Origin of the sequence: Comamonas thiooxydans (genome assembly GCF_000964545.1) — a bacterium.
GTDB lineage: Bacteria > Pseudomonadota > Gammaproteobacteria > Burkholderiales > Burkholderiaceae_C > Comamonas > Comamonas thiooxydans.
Genome location: NZ_BBVD01000009.1, coordinates 224,016 through 239,410 on the forward strand (window position 1 = coordinate 224,016; position 15,395 = coordinate 239,410).

Sequence of the window (15,395 nt, forward strand, 5' to 3'; positions counted from 1 at the left end):
TTTCAATCCGGTGGCCGGCCGATTCACTTGGGTGCGGATGTCTCCAGAAGCTTCAGCCGACGCTGCAGCTGCGCCTGCTTTTCCACATCGCCGCCCTGCTGCGCTGCCTTGAGTTGCAGCAGAAGCCAGGCCATCAAAGGCCTGCGCCAGCCTTGCTCCGAAGCGGTATCGACGCCTTGCTGCAGCAGGTCAGGCACCGCAGCGCCGCCACGCAGCAGCACACCCGCAGCCACCAGTCTCGATAGCGGATCCTTGATCTCAGCCGTAGCGGCTACACCTGTTCCGCCGCCGAGCAACTGCCGCGCCACGCCGCGCTGCGCCTCGGGCAAAAGCTCGATATCACCCGCTTGCGGACTGGCCTGCAGATAGCGGGCATAGGCTTGCTCTGGCTTGCCCGCATCCTGCGCCAGCGCCTCATAGGCCGGGCAGCTGTTCCAGTCCAGGCTGGCCACCTGCGCCGCGCAGCGCATCAGCTCCAGCTTGGCGGCCTGCGCGGGCTGGCCGGTGCTTGCCACTGCATCACGCGCCTTCTGCCACTGCAGCGCCTCCACGCGCTGATGCCCCTGCAAATAGGCCTGAGTAGCTTTTTGCGCCGCAGCTTCGGCACTCAAGGCCCAATCCGGTGCCGGGGCTTGGTTGCCACAGGCCGAAATCGCTATGACAGATATAGCAGCCAGCGCTCTACCCCATTGGCCTAGAGTCTGTTTTTTCTTGATTTTTTGCGTCATGGCAGCTTCAACTCCGGCTTGTGGGAAAACGGCCATTTGCGCTGCAGATCGTTGAGCACGGACTCCAGCCTCAGCAGATTGCTTTCGACCTCGGCGCGCAGCGCACCCAGGTCGGTCGAGGCCTCGCGGGCATTGCTGCCCACCACCTGCATATCGGCCAGTACGGCATCGACCTTGGCCATGCTTTTGCGCGTATCGGCCAACAAGCCGTTGAGCTGCTCCATGGTGGCCTTGACCTGGGGCATGACGCCATTCGCATCGAAGACCTGGCTGTCGGCGCGCGCCACCATGCGGTCCATGCGTCCGAGCAGGGAGTTGGCGCGCTCCAGCATCTGGCCGACCTTCTTCGCTTCCTCGTCGCTGCCCAGCACCGCTCCGAGAACCCCGCCCTGGCCCTGCATGCGCTCGGCCAGCTTGCGCACTTCGGCCAGTGATCCGCCCAAGGCCGAATCCGTGGCGGTCAGTGCAGCCACATTGGCCAGCACCTCCTTGGCGGAATTGATGATCTGGGGCAGCTCTGCCGTGGCGTCGCCGCTGAGCACGGGTCGCACGGAATCCGGCGGCAGCGGCGCATCGTCCAGCATGCCGGTATAGGCCTTGATGGTGGTACCGCCCACCAGGCCCTTGACCAGCGTGAACACGCTGGACTGGCGCAGCCAGTGGGCATCCTTCTCGGTCACATCGACCAGAATGCGAACCGAGCCGTCCTTGGCCAGCTCTATCTTGCGCACGCGGCCTATGGGAAAGCCCGAGAAGGTCATGTCCATGCCCACGACCACGCCTTCGGAGTCATCGGCCGTCAGCACCAGACGCTGCGTGGGCTCGAACACCCCGCGCGCATAGAGCAGATAAGCAGCAGCACTCAGAATCAAGACCAGGGTCAGCGCCAGCAGCGCGGCTGCCTTGGCGCGCAGGTGCGCGACGGGTTTGAGGCTGAGCAACTCCTCGTCAATCAGCTGCTCCTCGGCCATACGCGTTTCGCTCATGGCTCCATCCTTTTCAGTAATAGTTGCCCATGAGCGAGATCACCTCGATCAGGAGCAACACGGCAAACATGCGTGCAAAGCCACCCAGCTCCGCCCCGCCCTGCCGGTGCCGTGCAACCGGCGTGTACATGGCAGAGGCCAGCGGCATGACGGCCACCGTGAGGCTGAAAAACCAGGTCTTGAGCACGAACACCAGCGTCAGCGACGGTGTGAAGATCTGACCAAAGATGCGTGTGTACGCACCAAACCCGGCCAGGCTGAAGCCGTAGACGCTCAGATACACGGTGACCAAGGCCACGATGCAGCTGAGTGCGGCCAGTGTGATGGCGGCAAACACGCCCGCCGCCGCACGCGGCACCAGCGCCGCACGGACGGGGTCAATGCCTTGCGTCTTCCACTTCGCGAGCTGGCCCTGCATACGCATCTGCACCACCTGCACGCCGGCGGGAATGGTGCAGCGCATGGCCACAAACAGTGCGGCCGTCAGCGGTATCAGCTCGATCACCATCACCCGCACCACCAGATCCAGTGCATAGCGCGACAGACCGTAACTTTGTGCGGTGACAATGACGATGCGCGCAATCACCGCACACAGCAGGGCCGCCAGCGCGGTAAAGCCTGTGAGTATGGGGGCAGTCTGCGCAAACATCTGCTGGGCCAGCATGGCCCGCCCGCGCTTCTGGTAGCTCGACGGCGAGCTGACCAGCACCAGCAGCACGGCTGTCAGATAAATGCTGCGCCACCACGCCAGGGCCTGCGCGCCCAGCGCGGCCCAGATCCGCCCCGGCAGCTTGATGGTGGTTTCACTCCAGCTCATGCAGGAATGATAGCGTCCACTTCAGGGTACGGGCGCAGCCGCCACGGTTGCCGCCTGTCAGACATGGCGCTTTGCCGCAGCACTGCCCTGCAAGCCTTCGGGCAAGGGCTCATCGGCCTGGGCATGCAAGGCCTCGATGATGTGACAAAAGCTGTCCGAGCCGTCGCACTGACTGCGCAGTTGCATCAGCTCATGCTCCAGAGCCTGCAGCTCGGCCAGTCGCTCGCGCACATGGCCCAGATGGGCGTCCAGGGTTTTGTTGGCAGCCACGCAATCGGCCTTGCGCGCACCATCGAGCGCCAGCAGGGTGCGCACTTCGTCGAGCGACATATCCATGGCCCGGCACAGCCGAATAAAACGCAGCCTGTGAACATCGCCATCGGTGTAGAGACGGTACTGGTTGTCCTCGCGCATGCCAGGCGAGAGCAGTTGCTCCTTCTCGTAGTAACGGATATTGGCCGCGGCGATGCCGGAACGCTTCGCTGCCTCGCCAATGCGCCAGCGCGGAATATCGTGCGAATTGAGGGACATGCTTGACCTTGAAGTGACTTTATTGTTTTCAATACTGCCATGAAGCAAGAAAGCCTGTCCACCCACGCCCATGGCGGCGGCCACAATGGTCATTCACATGATCACGATCATGCACATCCGCATGAACATGTGCCAGCCACGTCGAAACCTATTGCCGCCACAGCCACATCGGCCTGCGGAACCGGCTGCTGCGCACCGTTTTCCATCAGCGAGCCAGCCAAGAGCCAGGCTCACGATGAGGGTGACGGTCATGACCATGCTCACGACCATGGCGTGCTGCCCGGCTGGCCGCGCATCTATGCCGCTCTGGCGGCGGCTCTGGCGGCCGAGGCCTGCCACTGGTTTGGCGGCGACGACGCCAACTCGACGCTTCAATATCTGGGCATGGCACTGGCCGTGCTGGGTATCGCGTTGTCGGGTCTGGGGGTCTACAAGGCCGGCCTCAAGGATCTGCTGCGCTTCAAGCTCGGAATTCATGCTCTGATGGCGGTGGCCGTCACGGGCGCCTTCATCATCGGCCAGTGGCCCGAAGCCGCCATGGTCATGGCCCTTTATGCGGCGGCCGAGCGCATCGAAGACCAGGCCATGGACAAGGCCCGCCTGGCCATCCGCAATCTGCTGCAACTGGCGCCAGAGACCGCCGATGTGCTGCAGCCCGACGGCAGCACTGTGCGCATGGCCGCCAGCGAGGTACCTTTGGGCGCCGTGCTGCGTGTGACGCCAGGCGCTCGCGTCCCACTCGACGGCCTGGTCACCGAGGGCGAAAGCTCGGTCAACCAGGCCCCCATCACGGGCGAGAGCGCGCTGGCGCACAAAGGCCCGGGCGACGAACTGTATGCCGGCTCCATCAACCAGGACGGCGAGCTGCACTTGCGTGTAACCGCGCCGGCCAGCGACAGCCTGATTGCACGCATCGTCCATGCCGTGGAGCAGGCGCAGTCCTCGAAGGCCCCTACACAGCGCTTTGTCGACCGCTTTGCCGAGATCTACACCCCGATCGTGCTGGTGCTGGCGATTGCCCTGGGCCTGCTCGCGCCCTGGCTGCTGGACTGGAGCTGGCATCAGGCCGCTTACCAGGCCCTGGCCCTGCTGGTCATCGCCTGCCCCTGCGCCCTGGTGCTGTCCACCCCCGTCACCGTGGTCAGCGCGCTCACGGCTGCTGCCAAGCGCGGTATTCTCATCAAGGGAGGCAGCGCACTGGAATCGGCCCGCCAGCTCAAGGCCATCGCACTCGACAAGACCGGCACGCTGACCACGGGCTCACCCAAGCTGGTGGACTGGCAGGGCTGGAATGCTGCGAGCAGCGATGAAGCCGCAGCCCGCGCCTATGCTCTGGCATCGCGCTCCGACCACCCCGTATCGCGCGCGATTGCCCAAGGGCTGGAGGAGCAAACAGGCAAGGAACTTGCCACAGCCCAGGCCTCGGCTCAGCAATTGCAGGCCCTGCCCGGCCGCGGCGTGCAAGCCCAGATCGACGGTGAACGCTGGACGCTGGCCAATCTGCGCTGGGTGGGCGAGCAAGGCTGGGACAGTGCCGAGCTCCAGGCCGCGCTGATGCTGCAGGAGCAACAGGGCCGTACGGTCACCCTGCTGGCCAGTGAGCAGGGCGTGCAGGCGCTGTTTGCCGTGGCCGACCCGCTGCGCCCGCAGGCCAAGGCGGCCGTGGCCCAGTTGCAATCGCTTGGCGTCAAACCCATTGTGCTCAGCGGCGACAACAGCGCCACCGTGCGCACGGTGGCCGCAGAAGCGGGCATCAGCGATGCGCGCGGCAATATGCTGCCCGAGGACAAGCTCAAGACCCTGAGCGAGCTGCAGCGCGACATCGGCCCAACGGCCATGACAGGCGACGGCATCAACGACGCGCCGGCGCTGGCTCAGGCCGATATAGGCTTTGCCATGGGCGGCATGCATGCCACCGACATGGCCATGGAGACTGCCGATGTGGTGCTCATGAACGACGACCTGCGCCGTATCCCCGAGGTGGTCGATCTCTCGCAGCGCGCTCACAGCGTGCTGTGGCAGAACATCAGCCTGGCCCTGGGCATCAAGCTGGCCTTCTTCATTCTGGCCGTCAGCGGCAATGCCAGCATGTGGCTGGCCGTGCTGGCCGATATGGGCGTGAGCCTGCTGGTGGTCGCCAATGGCCTGCGCCTGCGCCATTGGGGGAACAGGCCTGAAAACACATAAAATTCGACCTTAACCCTTGATCGGCAAGCGCAAGCAGCTATCTAATTTACGATTTACTGCACCGGGCGGGGAACTAAACCCCGCCCTTCGCTATCATTCAGCCCATGCGTCGCTTTTTCTCCTTGTTCCTGGTTTTGCTGCTGGCCCTGCGCGGCCTGGCAGGCGATGCCATGGCCATGGAGCAGAACACCGACCAGTCCCATCACATGGGACATGCGTTTGTGCAGACGCAGAGCTTGGACGAAGTGGCCGCCATGGCAGCCGCTGTGCACCACGCGCATGTAAGCCTCGCGGCCGACGCACAGCCGCATCACGACATGGCCGCGTCCCACAAGGCAGGCCCTGCAGGGACCGTCAACTGCAGCGCCAATGCCGCCGACAGCGACTGCCACCAGCATGAAGGCCATTGCACGGCCTGCGGCATCTGCCACTCGACGCTGGCCAACCCCGAGTTGCTGACGCTTCACTCCAGCCTCCCCCTGGCCGCCCAGCCGGCCCATGGTGCAGCGCGCTTTGCCAGCGCAGCGCCTGCCGACCTCGTCAAACCACCGATTTCTGCGCTCTGACGCCATAGGTGCGTCCGCATTTTGATAGCAGCCATCGCGCTAGCTGTCTAGTTTCGAGCCGTCAAACGCTCAAAACTGCGGACCTTCTCCCGGTTTTAGACGACAGGAATCCTCTATGCGCCAAGCGCATCCTCTTTCTTTGATAGCCATGGCTTTGCTCATGGCCGGCGTCAGCCCGCCGGTTCTGGCCCAGCCGTCTGCATCGACTCTCCCGGTGGCCCAATCCCCAGCCAACGGCAACCGCGTTTTCGATCCCGATGCTCCCACGCTGGCGCTGCAGCACCAGCCACTTGCCGCCAGCGCGGCCATCGTCGCCCAGCCCGGTGACTGGAAGGCCGCCAATGCCGCGGTGAGCGAGTTCCCGCGCGGCCATGGCGATGTGCTCAGGTGGGAGAAATCCCAGGGCAATGCCTCCGGCCCAGCCCCGGACAGCGGTGCTTCCGCACATCAGCACCATCACGGAGGCCAGCCATGAAGCGCCTTGCATTCAAAGCCACGCCTTTGCTCGCCGCAATGTCACTCACACTTGTGCTGGCCGGCTGCGCCAGCATCTCGCCCGACGGACTTCGCGGCGACGTGGCCAGACATACCGAAGGCAGGCTGCCCGCGGGTGCACAGCTGCCGTCGCCGGACGCCCAGGCCCTGCAGGATGCGCAGACCCAGATTGCCGACTGGCTCAAAGCCCCTGTCGATGCCGACACCGCCGTGCGCATCGCCCTGCTCAACAACCCTGGTCTGCAGGCCCAGCTGGCTGCGCTCGGCATTGCCGACGCGCAGCGCGTGCAAGTGCTGACCCTGCCCAACCCCAGCTTTACCTTCGGCCGCTTTCGCAACGGCCACGAGCGCGAGATCGAGCGCCAGCTCAGCTTTGGGCTGGTGCAGCTCATCACCCTGCCCTGGCGCAGCCGCTGGCAGGGCTGGCAGATGGAACAGGCCACTCTGACGGCCGCCCAGCAGGTGCTGCTGCTGGCCTCCGACACACGCCGCGCATGGCTGCGCGCCGTGGCAGCCGAGCAAGCCCTGGCCGCCAACGAGCGCATGCACGAGGCAGCGGCCCTGGGCGGTGAGCTGGCCCGCCGCATGGCGCAGGTCGGCAACTTCAGCAAGATGGATCAAGCCAGAGAGCTGGCCCAGCAGCAGCAGGCCGCCGCCCAGCTGGCGCGTGCACGCCTGAACGCCCAGCTGGAGCGCGAGCAGCTGGCCCGCCGCATGGGCCTGTGGGGCGAGCAGTTGGCCTACAAGCTGCCCGAGCAACTGCCCGCCTTGCCCAAAGCGACCGAGCTGCGCGGCGGCAATGACGCCGAAGCCACCGCCTTGCGCCAGCGGCTGGACTTGGGCGCTCTGCGCCGCGACCTTGATGTGACCGCCGGCCGCCAGGGCTGGGCCACGATTGGCACCATCTTTGGTGATATCGGCGCCAGCTACAGCAACAACACCAGTACTGAACGCGCCACCGGCCACAGCGACAAGACGCAAGGCTGGGAGTTCGACGTGCCGCTGCCGCTGTTTGACTGGGGCTTTGCCGCGCGCGGCATGGCACGCAACCAGGTTCTGCGCAGCGCATCGCTGCTGCGCGACAACGCCATACGCGCACGCAGCGAAGCCCGCAGCAACTGGCTGGCCTACCGCACGGCTTACGACCTGGCCCAGCAGCAGCAGGCCGAGGTTCTGCCCTTGGCCAAGCTGATGCAGGAAGAAACCGTCTATCGCTACAACGGCATGTTCATGAGTGTGTGGCAGTTGTTGGCCCAGGCCCGCAGCACCACGCAAGCGGTGGTGACCGCCACCGAGGCACAGCGCGACTTCTGGCTAGCCGAGACCGATCTGCGCCTGGCCCTGACAGGCACATCGCCAGGAACCACCCCCACCGTCAACACCAGCGCAGCGCCCGCTGCACAAGCCGAAGCAGGTCACTGATATGCAACGCCGATCCTTTTTCACTGGCGCTGCCACTGCAGTGGCAGCTGCCACAACTTCAATGGCCGTCAGCCGGGTTGCCATGGCGGCCCTGCCCGAGCCCGTCATGCAAGGCAGCGCCGACACGGCTGCGCCTTTGACGCCGCCCAACGGTCGCCCCTACCAACCCGTGGTCACGCTCAACGGCTGGACCACGCCCTGGCGCATGAATGCGGGCGTCAAGGAGTTCCACCTCGTGGCCGAGCCCGTGGTGCGCGAGGTGGCGCCCGGATTTTTCGTCAATATGTGGGGCTACAACGGCCAGTCGCCGGGCCCCACGATCGAAGTGGTGGAAGGCGACAAGGTGCGCATCTTCGTCACCAACCGCCTGCCCGAGAGCACCACCATCCACTGGCATGGCCAGCGTCTGCCCAATGGCATGGACGGTGTGGGCGGTCTGAACCAGCCCCACATCCCGCCGGGCAAGACCTTCGTCTATGAGTTCGAGGCGCGCCGCCCCGGCACCTTCATGTACCACCCGCATTCGGACGAGATGGTGCAGATGGCCATGGGCATGATGGGCTTGTGGATCACCCACCCCAAGACAGCCCACCCGCTGATCGACAAGGTGCAGCGCGACTATGCCTTCCTGCTCAGCGCCTATGCAGTCGAGCCCGGCACCATGACACCGCGCATCAACGAGATGACGGATTTCAATATCTGGACCTTCAACAGCCGCGCCTTCCCCGCCATCAGCCCACTGGTGGCTCGTCAGGGCGACAAGGTGCGCATCCGCGTGGGCAATCTGACCATGACCAACCACCCCATCCATATCCACGGCCATGAGTTCGAGGTTACAGGCACCGATGGCGGCCCTGTGCCAAAGTCCGCCCGCTGGCCCGAGGTGACGACGGATGTGGCCGTGGGTCAGATGCGCCAGGTCGAATTCATTGCCGACGAACCCGGCGACTGGGCTTTCCACTGCCACAAGAGCCACCACACCATGGGCGCCATGGGTCACGACGTGCCCACCATGATCGGCGTGGACCACCGCGGCCTGGTGGGCAAGATCCAGAAGATCGTGCCCGACTACATGCTGATGGGCGAGCGCGGCATGGGCGATATGGGCGCCATGGAAATGCCTTTGCCCGACAACACCTTCCCCATGATGACCGGCCAGGGCCCTTACGGCCCCATCGAAATGGGCGGGATGTTCACCAGCTTCAAGGTACGCAAAAACCTGGGTGCCAACGACTACAAGGACCCCGGCTGGTACCAGCAGCCCAAAGGGACCCGTGCCTATGAATGGCAGGGCGCACCTTTCGATGCCAAGGCCCCCCGCCAGAGCACGCCCGGCACCGCTCCCGGAGCCGCCACCGTACGCAAACCCGAAACCGGCCCCGCCACGGGTGCACACACCCAGCACTGATGCCAGGAGACTCCCATGAAGACTATTCATTTCATAGCTGCCTGCACTTTGGCAGCAAGCGCTGGCGCTAGTTTTGCGCATGGAAACAGCACCCATGCCAGCGGTCCCGTGCTCAAGGAGCAAAAGCCCTGGGGCATTGCCGCCGAGGCCAGGGAGGCCCGGCGCACCATCACCATCGAGATGACGGACGACATGCGCTTCAGCCCCAGTCATTTCAGCGTGAAAAAGGGCGAAACCCTGCGCCTGCGCGTGGTCAACAAAGGCCTTCTCATGCACGAGATGGTGCTGGGCACCCGGGCATCGCTCGATGAGCACGCGCAGATGATGCTCAAGTACCCCGGCATGGAACATGCCGAACCCTATATGGCCCATGTGGCCACAGGCCAGACCGAAGACATGGTGTGGAGCTTCAACCGCGCAGGCGAATTCGACTTCGCCTGCCTGATCGCCGGCCATTACCAGGCCGGCATGACGGGGCACTTCACCGTCACCGAATAACGCAAGAAAGGAATTCCCGATGACAAGCACCAACCGCCGCCACGTCCTGCATCTGCTGGCCGCCGCTGCCGGCATGGCTGCGCTGCCAGCAATGGCAGCCACTCCTGCCAAGATTGCCATGGAGGTCTGGAAAGACCCGAACTGCGGCTGCTGCAAGGACTGGATTGCCCTGATGGAGCAGGCTGGCTTCGCCGTCAAGGTGCACGACGTGGGCAACAGCGCCGTACGCGCCAAACTGGGCCTGCCTACCCGCCTGGGTTCCTGCCATACCGCCCTGGTAGGCGGTTATCTGGTCGAAGGCCATGTGCCTGCCGCCGATGTGCACAAGCTGCTGAAGCAAAAACCCAAGGCGCTGGGCATCGCCGTACCGGGCATGCCCATCGGCAGTCCCGGCATGGACGGCCCCGAGTACGGTGGCCGCAAAGACCCCTACGACGTGCTGCTGGTCACCCCAAGCCTGATGCGCAGCGATGTCAGCACCTCGGTCTTCACCAGCTATCGCGGCTGACCCCCTCAATTCAGGAGAACATGATGAGAAACCTCTTTCACACCACTTTGGCAGCCCTGAGCCTGGGCTTTGCGCTGACCACTCCCGCTTTGGCGCAGGATCACTCGGCACACGCTGGTCACGGCGCAGCAGCCGGCACTTCTACAACCGCACCTGCAGCTCAGGCCGATGCATTGACCGCCGGTGAAATCACCCGCGTGGACAAGCGCACAGGCAAGCTGACGATTCGCCACGAAGAAATCAAGAACCTGGACATGCCTCCCATGACCATGGTGTTTGCGCTGGCGGACGCCAGCCAGTCCAACGATTTCAAAGCCGGTGACAAAGTGCTGTTCCGCGCCGAGGACAAGGATGGCTCCCTGATCATCACCCGCATCCAGCCAGCGCCCTGATGCAGTCTCGCCGTTAAAGCGATGACGATGCCATGCAAGCATGGCATCGTCATCCCGTCACAACCCCGTGGATGTCACTCCCGCATGGCCTGCCACGCGCTCCAGTACATCCCCGGGCACATCACGACCGCTGTGCACCAGCAGATCAAAGGCATTGCGACCCTGCGCATCTCTGCGCCGAAGATCGACCCCGGCCGACCAGAACCAGCGCACAGCCTCCCACGCGCCATGGTCCACGGCCATCAGATACGGGGTTCGGCCCTTGTCATCCCCGGTCCTGTCGAGGTCGCTCCCCGCTTGCAGCAGCACTTGCAGCATCTCTGTGCGCCCGTTGAAGGCCGCCCAGGCGGTGGCGGTCATGCCGGTTGTCAGGCTCACCTGATCCAGCGGACTGCCTTGCTCCACCAGCCATTGGGCCGCGGCATCGTTGCCGCAATTGAGGGCCGTGATCAGCGCATTGAGGCCTGTGCTCTTTTGCACATAGGCTATATCGTCACCGTCCCTCAGGCGCAGCTCCAGCGCAGCAATATCGCCTTTTTCAGCGGCCTTGAGCAGTTTCATACTCATCTCAGTACATCCATTTCCTGATCAGCGCCCGCCCAAAGCGCTTTGCCAGCAGCACTTCGGCCTGCTCATCGCCATCATCCTGCCCCTGGGCCACAGCGTGACTGCGGCATAGCGACATCAAGGCCAGCGCGTCCAGATAGTCGCCCACATCGTCGAACATGCGGGTCAGCAAGGGGCTGCTGTCATGGTCCAGATACCAGACAGAGCCATCGCGACGGTCAAAGCACCATAGATTGCCATTGCCCAGGTAGTCCCCGAACACCACCAGCTCGCTCAACTGCGCCTTCAAGGCCAGCGCCTGTTGCGGCGCACTCATCTCCACAATATCGGCGATGCCCGGAAACACGACTTGCACCGGCCCGATGGCATCCATGTCTGCATCCGGCGCCATGAGATCAAAGCACGGACTCAGCAAGCGCTCGGCCCAGTCCAGCACACCGAGCTGCAAAAGATAGTCACGCAAGGACTCGGGCAGATTGCAACCCAGGCGCCATTCGCACAGGCGCAGCTCGGCCCGGCTGAATGGCCTGGCTTGGGCGGGCTCTTCATCCATCCAGGCATGAGCCTGCAGGCCTTGATACCAGTGGGCCAGCCGCTGATCGAGCGAAGCATCGGCGGGCTGCCAATACGGCTCGGGCAGGTCGGCCTCATCCCACACATCATGGTTTTCTACAAAGCGCTGGCTGCGCCCGAACTCGGCCTGCAAAAAACGAGACCATGCCACCGCGTCCGAGGGTGAAGGCCAGTGCATCTGAGCGAGCACCGCCACCGGCATCCAGGGCTTATGGCCCATGCGCGGCGCCTCATTCGCATCACGCACCACAAAGCGCAAGGCAGGCTGTGCCAGCAGACCTGCTGGCGGGGACTGATGTGGCGCATCGAGCTGGGCAGCGGCATCGGCAGGCAGATCCACCCAGTCGCTCAGCGTCAGTTCGGGCAATGCCTGCACCAGCGCAGGCAGGTCTTTGAAGATTTTCATGCAGGCATTCCGTGCATTGTGTGTTTTAGGTGCATGGGGTGCACAGGGCGTAGACTGCGCGTCCTATGTTGACGCTAGAGCAGTTTCACTCCGGGCTGGCCAATGGTTCACTGGCCCGCGCACACCATATCAGGCTCTGCGATGGGCTGACCGAGTTCCCCGCCGCGCTTTCTCAGCTGACCGAGACGCTGGAGATCCTCGATCTGTCCGGCAACCAGCTCACCACATTGCCAGAAGAGCTGACGCGTTTTGCGCGGCTGCGTATTCTGTTTGCCTCGAACAATCCGTTCAGCGAACTGCCCCGCGTGCTGGGCCGCATGCCGCAACTTGAAATGGTGGGCTTCAAGGCCTGCCGCATCGAGCATGTGCCCGAGGACAGCCTGCCGCCGCGATTGCGCAGGCTGATTCTCACGGACAACCGCGTGCAGCGGCTGCCCGAATCCATGGGCCGATGCACGCGCCTGCAAAAACTCATGCTGTCGTGCAACCAGCTGAGTCAGTTGCCCCAGAGCCTGGAGCATTGCCAAGCGCTGGAGTTGCTGCGCATTGCAAGCAACCGTTTCGAAGATGCTCCCGAAGTCATCTTCCGGCTGCCTCGCCTGGCATGGCTGGCGCTGGCAGGCAATCCATTAACTCAAAAACAGGAGCTGGATACGCTTTCAGGGCATGGGATTGAGCCCATTTCCTATCAAGATTTGCAAATCGCCGGCAAGCTGGGCGAAGGTGCCAGCGGCCGTATCTACCGCGCCAGCCTCAACGGACAGGATCTGGCACTCAAGGTTTTCAAGGCCGCCCAGACCAGCGACGGCACGCCGCAATCCGAACTGGCGGCAGGCATTGCGGCAGGACAGCACCCTCATCTGCTGACGCCGCTGGCGCAGGTTCTGGGCGCTCCTGACGGACAAATGGCCACGGCCCTGCCCCTGCTGGATTCAGCCATGCACCCGCTGGCCGGGCCGCCCAGCTTCGACAGCTGCACACGAGATGTCTATGACCCCGAACTTCGCCTGCAAGCCGACCAGGCCCAGCAGCTGCTGCAAGGCATACGTTCTGCCATCACCCATCTGCACGGCCGTGGTCTGCTCCATGGAGATCTGTATGCCCACAATATCCTGTGCAATCTGCAGACCGGGCAGGCCGTGCTCAGCGACTTTGGCGCCGCCGCGCTTTTGCAAGGCCTGCCCGAAACGCAGCAAGCGCTGCTGCAGCAGATCGAGCTGCGTGCGCTGCGCCACCTGGAAAACGAGGTTCAGGCTCTTGTCGGCTGAGTCTTATTGCAAGAATGCGGGCTTGGCATAACCCGCAAACTTGCTGTCCACCACGCCCTTGAACTCGGCGGACTTGTAAGCTGCAGCCAGATCCTTGGCCCATTGCGCATCCTTGTCCTTGGTCTTGACGGCCACGATGTTCAGATAATGCTCGGGCGTTTTTTCCAGCAGCACCGAGTCCGACAGCTTCAGGCCCGAGGAAATCGCAAAGTTGCCGTTGATGATGGCGTACTGTGCATCATCAAGCGCGCGCGGCAGATGAGCCGCATCCAGGGGCACGAGCTTGATCTTCTTGGGATTGGAGGCCAGATCCAGCTCGGACACGCGCAGCGGGTTCACGCCTTCCTTGAGCCTGACCAGTCCCGCCTGCTGCAGCAGCAGAATGCCCCGAGCCAGATTGCTGGCGTCGTTGGGCAGGGCAATGCGATCCCCCTCCTTCAGGTCGGCCAGACTTTTGCGCTGCTTGCTGTAGACGCCCATTGGTGCAATCGGCCCCTGTACCAGGGCCGTCAGATCGAGCTTGCGGTCGCCCTTGAACTGGTTGAAATAGACCTCATGCTGGAAGAAGTTGGCATCGAGCGAGCCATCGGCCAGGGCCAGATTGGGCTGCACATAGTCGTTGAACTCCACCAGACGCACCTTGTAGCCCTTTTTCTGCAGGATGGGGACGATGCCGTATTGCAGCTGATCAATGTTGGAGCCTGCCGTGCCGCCAATCACCAATTGCTTTTTGCCCGCGTCCTGGGCCGCCGCCGGCAAGACGCCCATGACCAGTGCAGCACCTGCCAGCAAAGTGGTGGCTAGAAGACTGCGGCGGCGCCGTGCCACGGAAAAAAGATGGGTCATGCTTGCTCCTCGTTGATGTACTGTGTTTTGATATCAAAGGTCTGACTCTGCATCCATGCAGAGGCCTTTGCAGTATCCAGACAGGGAGAGCAAATTCCAACCAATAAAAACCCATGCTCTTATTTGCTTTTCATCTAAAACCAGCAAATCCACGGGCATGAAAAAAGGGCCGCATCGCGGCCCTTGGCGTATTCAGTCCAACCCCATCACTTCAGGAAAGCAGGCTTGGAGTAGCCGGGGAACTGGCTGTCCACCACGGCCTTGAACTCTGGCGAGCGGTAGGCAGCGGACAGATCCTTGGCCCACTGGCTGTTTTCGTTGCCGGTCTTCACGGCCACCACGTTCAGGTACAGATCGGGAGTCTTTTCCAGCACCACGGCCTCGCTCAGCTTCAGACCCGAGGAAATGGCAAAGTTGCCATTGACCACCACATAGTCGGCGTCTTCCAGCACACGCGGCAACTGGGCTGCCTCCAGCGCCACAAACTTGAGCTTGTGGGGATTAGCGGCCAGATCCAGCTCGGAGATACGGGCCGGGTTCACCCCTTCCTTGACCTTGACGAGGCCTGCCTGCTGCAACACCAGCAATGCACGCGCCAGGTTGCTGGGGTCATTGGGCAGAGCCACCTTGGCGCCACTCTTGATATCGGCCAGAGACTTGTGCTTTTTGCTGTACACACCCATGGGTGCCACCGGGCCCTGAGCAATCGCAGTCAGCGCCAGCTTGCGATCCGTGGTGAACTGATCGAAATAGGCACGATGCTGGAAGAAATTGGCATCCAGCGAGCCATCGGACAGCGCCAGATTGGGCTGCACATAGTCGTTGAACTCGATCAGCTTGATCTGGTAGCCCTTTTTCTGCAGCTGGGGCACTATGCCTTTTTGCAGCAGGTCGTAATTGGAGCCGGCGGTGGCGCCAATCAGCAGGTTCTTTTTGGCCGGGCCCTGTGCCAGAGCAGGTACACCGGCAGTCGCCAGCAATGCTACTGCGGCAGTGCCCAGAACGGCACGGCGGCTGGCGGCAAAAGAAAAATGGGCGGGCATGGATCTCTCCTGGAATTGGATTCGCGTGGGCAGCACGGCTCTCATTTGTTTACCGAGCTGCAACAATGTGAGCAAGTATGACCCCTACACGGGCAAACCCTAAAGAATAAAAAACCATCTGTTTATCCATAAACATATATAAGAAATACAAGGA

At 63.1% G+C, this 15,395-nt stretch carries 17 protein-coding genes; 9 read left to right on the forward strand and 8 right to left on the reverse strand.

What is annotated here, in order from left to right:
- Positions 1-23: 23 nt before the first annotated feature.
- The 4 genes from Cth01_RS16210 to Cth01_RS16225 are packed head-to-tail and all read right to left on the reverse strand — an operon-like array spanning position 24 to position 3,062.
- A complete protein-coding gene (locus Cth01_RS16210; protein WP_045839745.1) occupies positions 24-728 on the reverse strand; it encodes a hypothetical protein in 705 nt (234 codons plus the stop codon).
- Positions 725-1,714 (reverse strand): MlaD family protein, encoded by a 990-nt coding sequence (locus Cth01_RS16215; protein ID WP_034359242.1) that lies wholly within the window; start codon positions 1,712-1,714, stop codon positions 725-727. Before Cth01_RS16215 ends, Cth01_RS16210 begins: the two co-directional genes overlap by 4 nt.
- A 13-nt stretch (positions 1,715-1,727) precedes the next feature.
- A complete protein-coding gene (locus Cth01_RS16220; RefSeq protein WP_003077169.1) occupies positions 1,728-2,531 on the reverse strand; it encodes an MlaE family ABC transporter permease in 804 nt (267 codons plus the stop codon).
- Between the two features lie 57 nt (positions 2,532-2,588).
- Positions 2,589-3,062, reverse strand: coding sequence for a Cd(II)/Pb(II)-responsive transcriptional regulator (locus Cth01_RS16225; protein WP_034381187.1), 474 nt, complete (start codon positions 3,060-3,062; stop codon positions 2,589-2,591).
- Between the two features lie 39 nt (positions 3,063-3,101).
- On the opposite strand from Cth01_RS16225, the gene Cth01_RS16230 reads away from it, so the two are divergent.
- The 8 genes from Cth01_RS16230 to Cth01_RS16265 all read left to right on the forward strand — a co-directional run bounded on the left by Cth01_RS16230 (position 3,102) and on the right by Cth01_RS16265 (position 10,538).
- On the forward strand, positions 3,102-5,249 hold the full coding sequence (locus Cth01_RS16230) for a heavy metal translocating P-type ATPase (protein WP_174447101.1): 2,148 nt from the start codon (positions 3,102-3,104) through the stop codon (positions 5,247-5,249).
- A gap of 104 nt (positions 5,250-5,353) precedes the next feature.
- Positions 5,354-5,815 carry a hypothetical protein gene (locus tag Cth01_RS16235; protein WP_045839746.1) on the forward strand — a complete coding sequence of 154 codons (462 nt, stop codon included), beginning with the start codon at positions 5,354-5,356 and terminating at the stop codon, positions 5,813-5,815.
- Positions 5,816-5,930: 115 nt separating this feature from the next.
- On the forward strand, positions 5,931-6,290 hold the full coding sequence (locus Cth01_RS16240) for a hypothetical protein (RefSeq protein ID WP_045839747.1): 360 nt from the start codon (positions 5,931-5,933) through the stop codon (positions 6,288-6,290).
- Positions 6,287-7,732 (forward strand): TolC family protein, encoded by a 1,446-nt coding sequence (locus Cth01_RS16245; protein WP_045839748.1) that lies wholly within the window; start codon positions 6,287-6,289, stop codon positions 7,730-7,732. The genes Cth01_RS16240 and Cth01_RS16245 overlap by 4 nt, the downstream gene beginning before the upstream one ends.
- Before the next feature lies 1 nt (position 7,733).
- Entirely contained in the window at positions 7,734-9,140 is a 1,407-nt protein-coding gene (locus Cth01_RS16250) for a multicopper oxidase family protein (protein ID WP_034361657.1), read from the forward strand.
- Between the two features lie 15 nt (positions 9,141-9,155).
- Positions 9,156-9,638 (forward strand): cupredoxin domain-containing protein, encoded by a 483-nt coding sequence (locus tag Cth01_RS16255; RefSeq protein WP_045839749.1) that lies wholly within the window; start codon positions 9,156-9,158, stop codon positions 9,636-9,638.
- 19 nt (positions 9,639-9,657) lie between these two features.
- On the forward strand, positions 9,658-10,146 hold the full coding sequence (locus Cth01_RS16260) for a DUF411 domain-containing protein (RefSeq protein ID WP_045839750.1): 489 nt from the start codon (positions 9,658-9,660) through the stop codon (positions 10,144-10,146).
- 23 nt (positions 10,147-10,169) lie between these two features.
- On the forward strand, positions 10,170-10,538 hold the full coding sequence (locus Cth01_RS16265) for a copper-binding protein (protein ID WP_045839825.1): 369 nt from the start codon (positions 10,170-10,172) through the stop codon (positions 10,536-10,538).
- 57 nt (positions 10,539-10,595) lie between these two features.
- Here the strand turns inward: Cth01_RS16265 and Cth01_RS16270 are convergent, their stop codons facing one another.
- Together Cth01_RS16270 and Cth01_RS16275 are read right to left on the reverse strand one after the other, a co-directional pair.
- Positions 10,596-11,105, reverse strand: a complete 510-nt coding sequence (locus Cth01_RS16270) for an ankyrin repeat domain-containing protein (RefSeq protein ID WP_045839751.1) — start codon at positions 11,103-11,105, stop codon at positions 10,596-10,598.
- A gap of 1 nt (position 11,106) precedes the next feature.
- A complete protein-coding gene (locus Cth01_RS16275) occupies positions 11,107-12,084 on the reverse strand; it encodes an SMI1/KNR4 family protein (RefSeq protein ID WP_045839752.1) in 978 nt (325 codons plus the stop codon).
- Between the two features lie 65 nt (positions 12,085-12,149).
- Here Cth01_RS16275 and Cth01_RS16280 point away from each other — a divergent pair, with 65 nt between their 5' ends.
- Positions 12,150-13,352, forward strand: a complete 1,203-nt coding sequence (locus Cth01_RS16280; protein ID WP_045839753.1) for a leucine-rich repeat-containing protein kinase family protein — start codon at positions 12,150-12,152, stop codon at positions 13,350-13,352.
- 3 nt (positions 13,353-13,355) lie between these two features.
- Here Cth01_RS16280 and Cth01_RS16285 read toward each other — a convergent pair whose 3' ends face one another.
- A complete protein-coding gene (locus tag Cth01_RS16285) occupies positions 13,356-14,198 on the reverse strand; it encodes a MetQ/NlpA family ABC transporter substrate-binding protein (protein ID WP_034381178.1) in 843 nt (280 codons plus the stop codon).
- A 206-nt stretch (positions 14,199-14,404) separates the two neighbouring features.
- The gene (locus Cth01_RS16290) at positions 14,405-15,241 is read right to left on the reverse strand and encodes a MetQ/NlpA family ABC transporter substrate-binding protein (RefSeq protein ID WP_045839754.1); all 837 of its coding nucleotides are present in this window, start codon (positions 15,239-15,241) and stop codon (positions 14,405-14,407) included.
- Positions 15,242-15,395 lie beyond the last annotated feature (154 nt).

Coding starts and splice junctions, on each gene's coding strand:
- Cth01_RS16210 (WP_045839745.1), bottom strand. CDS start 728: ATGACGCAAAAAATCAAGAAAAAACAGACTCTAGGCCAATGGGGTAGA.
- Cth01_RS16215 (WP_034359242.1), bottom strand. CDS start 1,714: ATGAGCGAAACGCGTATGGCCGAGGAGCAGCTGATTGACGAGGAGTTG.
- Cth01_RS16220 (WP_003077169.1), bottom strand. CDS start 2,531: ATGAGCTGGAGTGAAACCACCATCAAGCTGCCGGGGCGGATCTGGGCC.
- Cth01_RS16225 (WP_034381187.1), bottom strand. CDS start 3,062: ATGTCCCTCAATTCGCACGATATTCCGCGCTGGCGCATTGGCGAGGCA.
- Cth01_RS16230 (WP_174447101.1), top strand. CDS start 3,102: ATGAAGCAAGAAAGCCTGTCCACCCACGCCCATGGCGGCGGCCACAAT.
- Cth01_RS16235 (WP_045839746.1), top strand. CDS start 5,354: ATGCGTCGCTTTTTCTCCTTGTTCCTGGTTTTGCTGCTGGCCCTGCGC.
- Cth01_RS16240 (WP_045839747.1), top strand. CDS start 5,931: ATGCGCCAAGCGCATCCTCTTTCTTTGATAGCCATGGCTTTGCTCATG.
- Cth01_RS16245 (WP_045839748.1), top strand. CDS start 6,287: ATGAAGCGCCTTGCATTCAAAGCCACGCCTTTGCTCGCCGCAATGTCA.
- Cth01_RS16250 (WP_034361657.1), top strand. CDS start 7,734: ATGCAACGCCGATCCTTTTTCACTGGCGCTGCCACTGCAGTGGCAGCT.
- Cth01_RS16255 (WP_045839749.1), top strand. CDS start 9,156: ATGAAGACTATTCATTTCATAGCTGCCTGCACTTTGGCAGCAAGCGCT.
- Cth01_RS16260 (WP_045839750.1), top strand. CDS start 9,658: ATGACAAGCACCAACCGCCGCCACGTCCTGCATCTGCTGGCCGCCGCT.
- Cth01_RS16265 (WP_045839825.1), top strand. CDS start 10,170: ATGAGAAACCTCTTTCACACCACTTTGGCAGCCCTGAGCCTGGGCTTT.
- Cth01_RS16270 (WP_045839751.1), bottom strand. CDS start 11,105: ATGAGTATGAAACTGCTCAAGGCCGCTGAAAAAGGCGATATTGCTGCG.
- Cth01_RS16275 (WP_045839752.1), bottom strand. CDS start 12,084: ATGAAAATCTTCAAAGACCTGCCTGCGCTGGTGCAGGCATTGCCCGAA.
- Cth01_RS16280 (WP_045839753.1), top strand. CDS start 12,150: ATGTTGACGCTAGAGCAGTTTCACTCCGGGCTGGCCAATGGTTCACTG.
- Cth01_RS16285 (WP_034381178.1), bottom strand. CDS start 14,198: ATGACCCATCTTTTTTCCGTGGCACGGCGCCGCCGCAGTCTTCTAGCC.
- Cth01_RS16290 (WP_045839754.1), bottom strand. CDS start 15,241: ATGCCCGCCCATTTTTCTTTTGCCGCCAGCCGCCGTGCCGTTCTGGGC.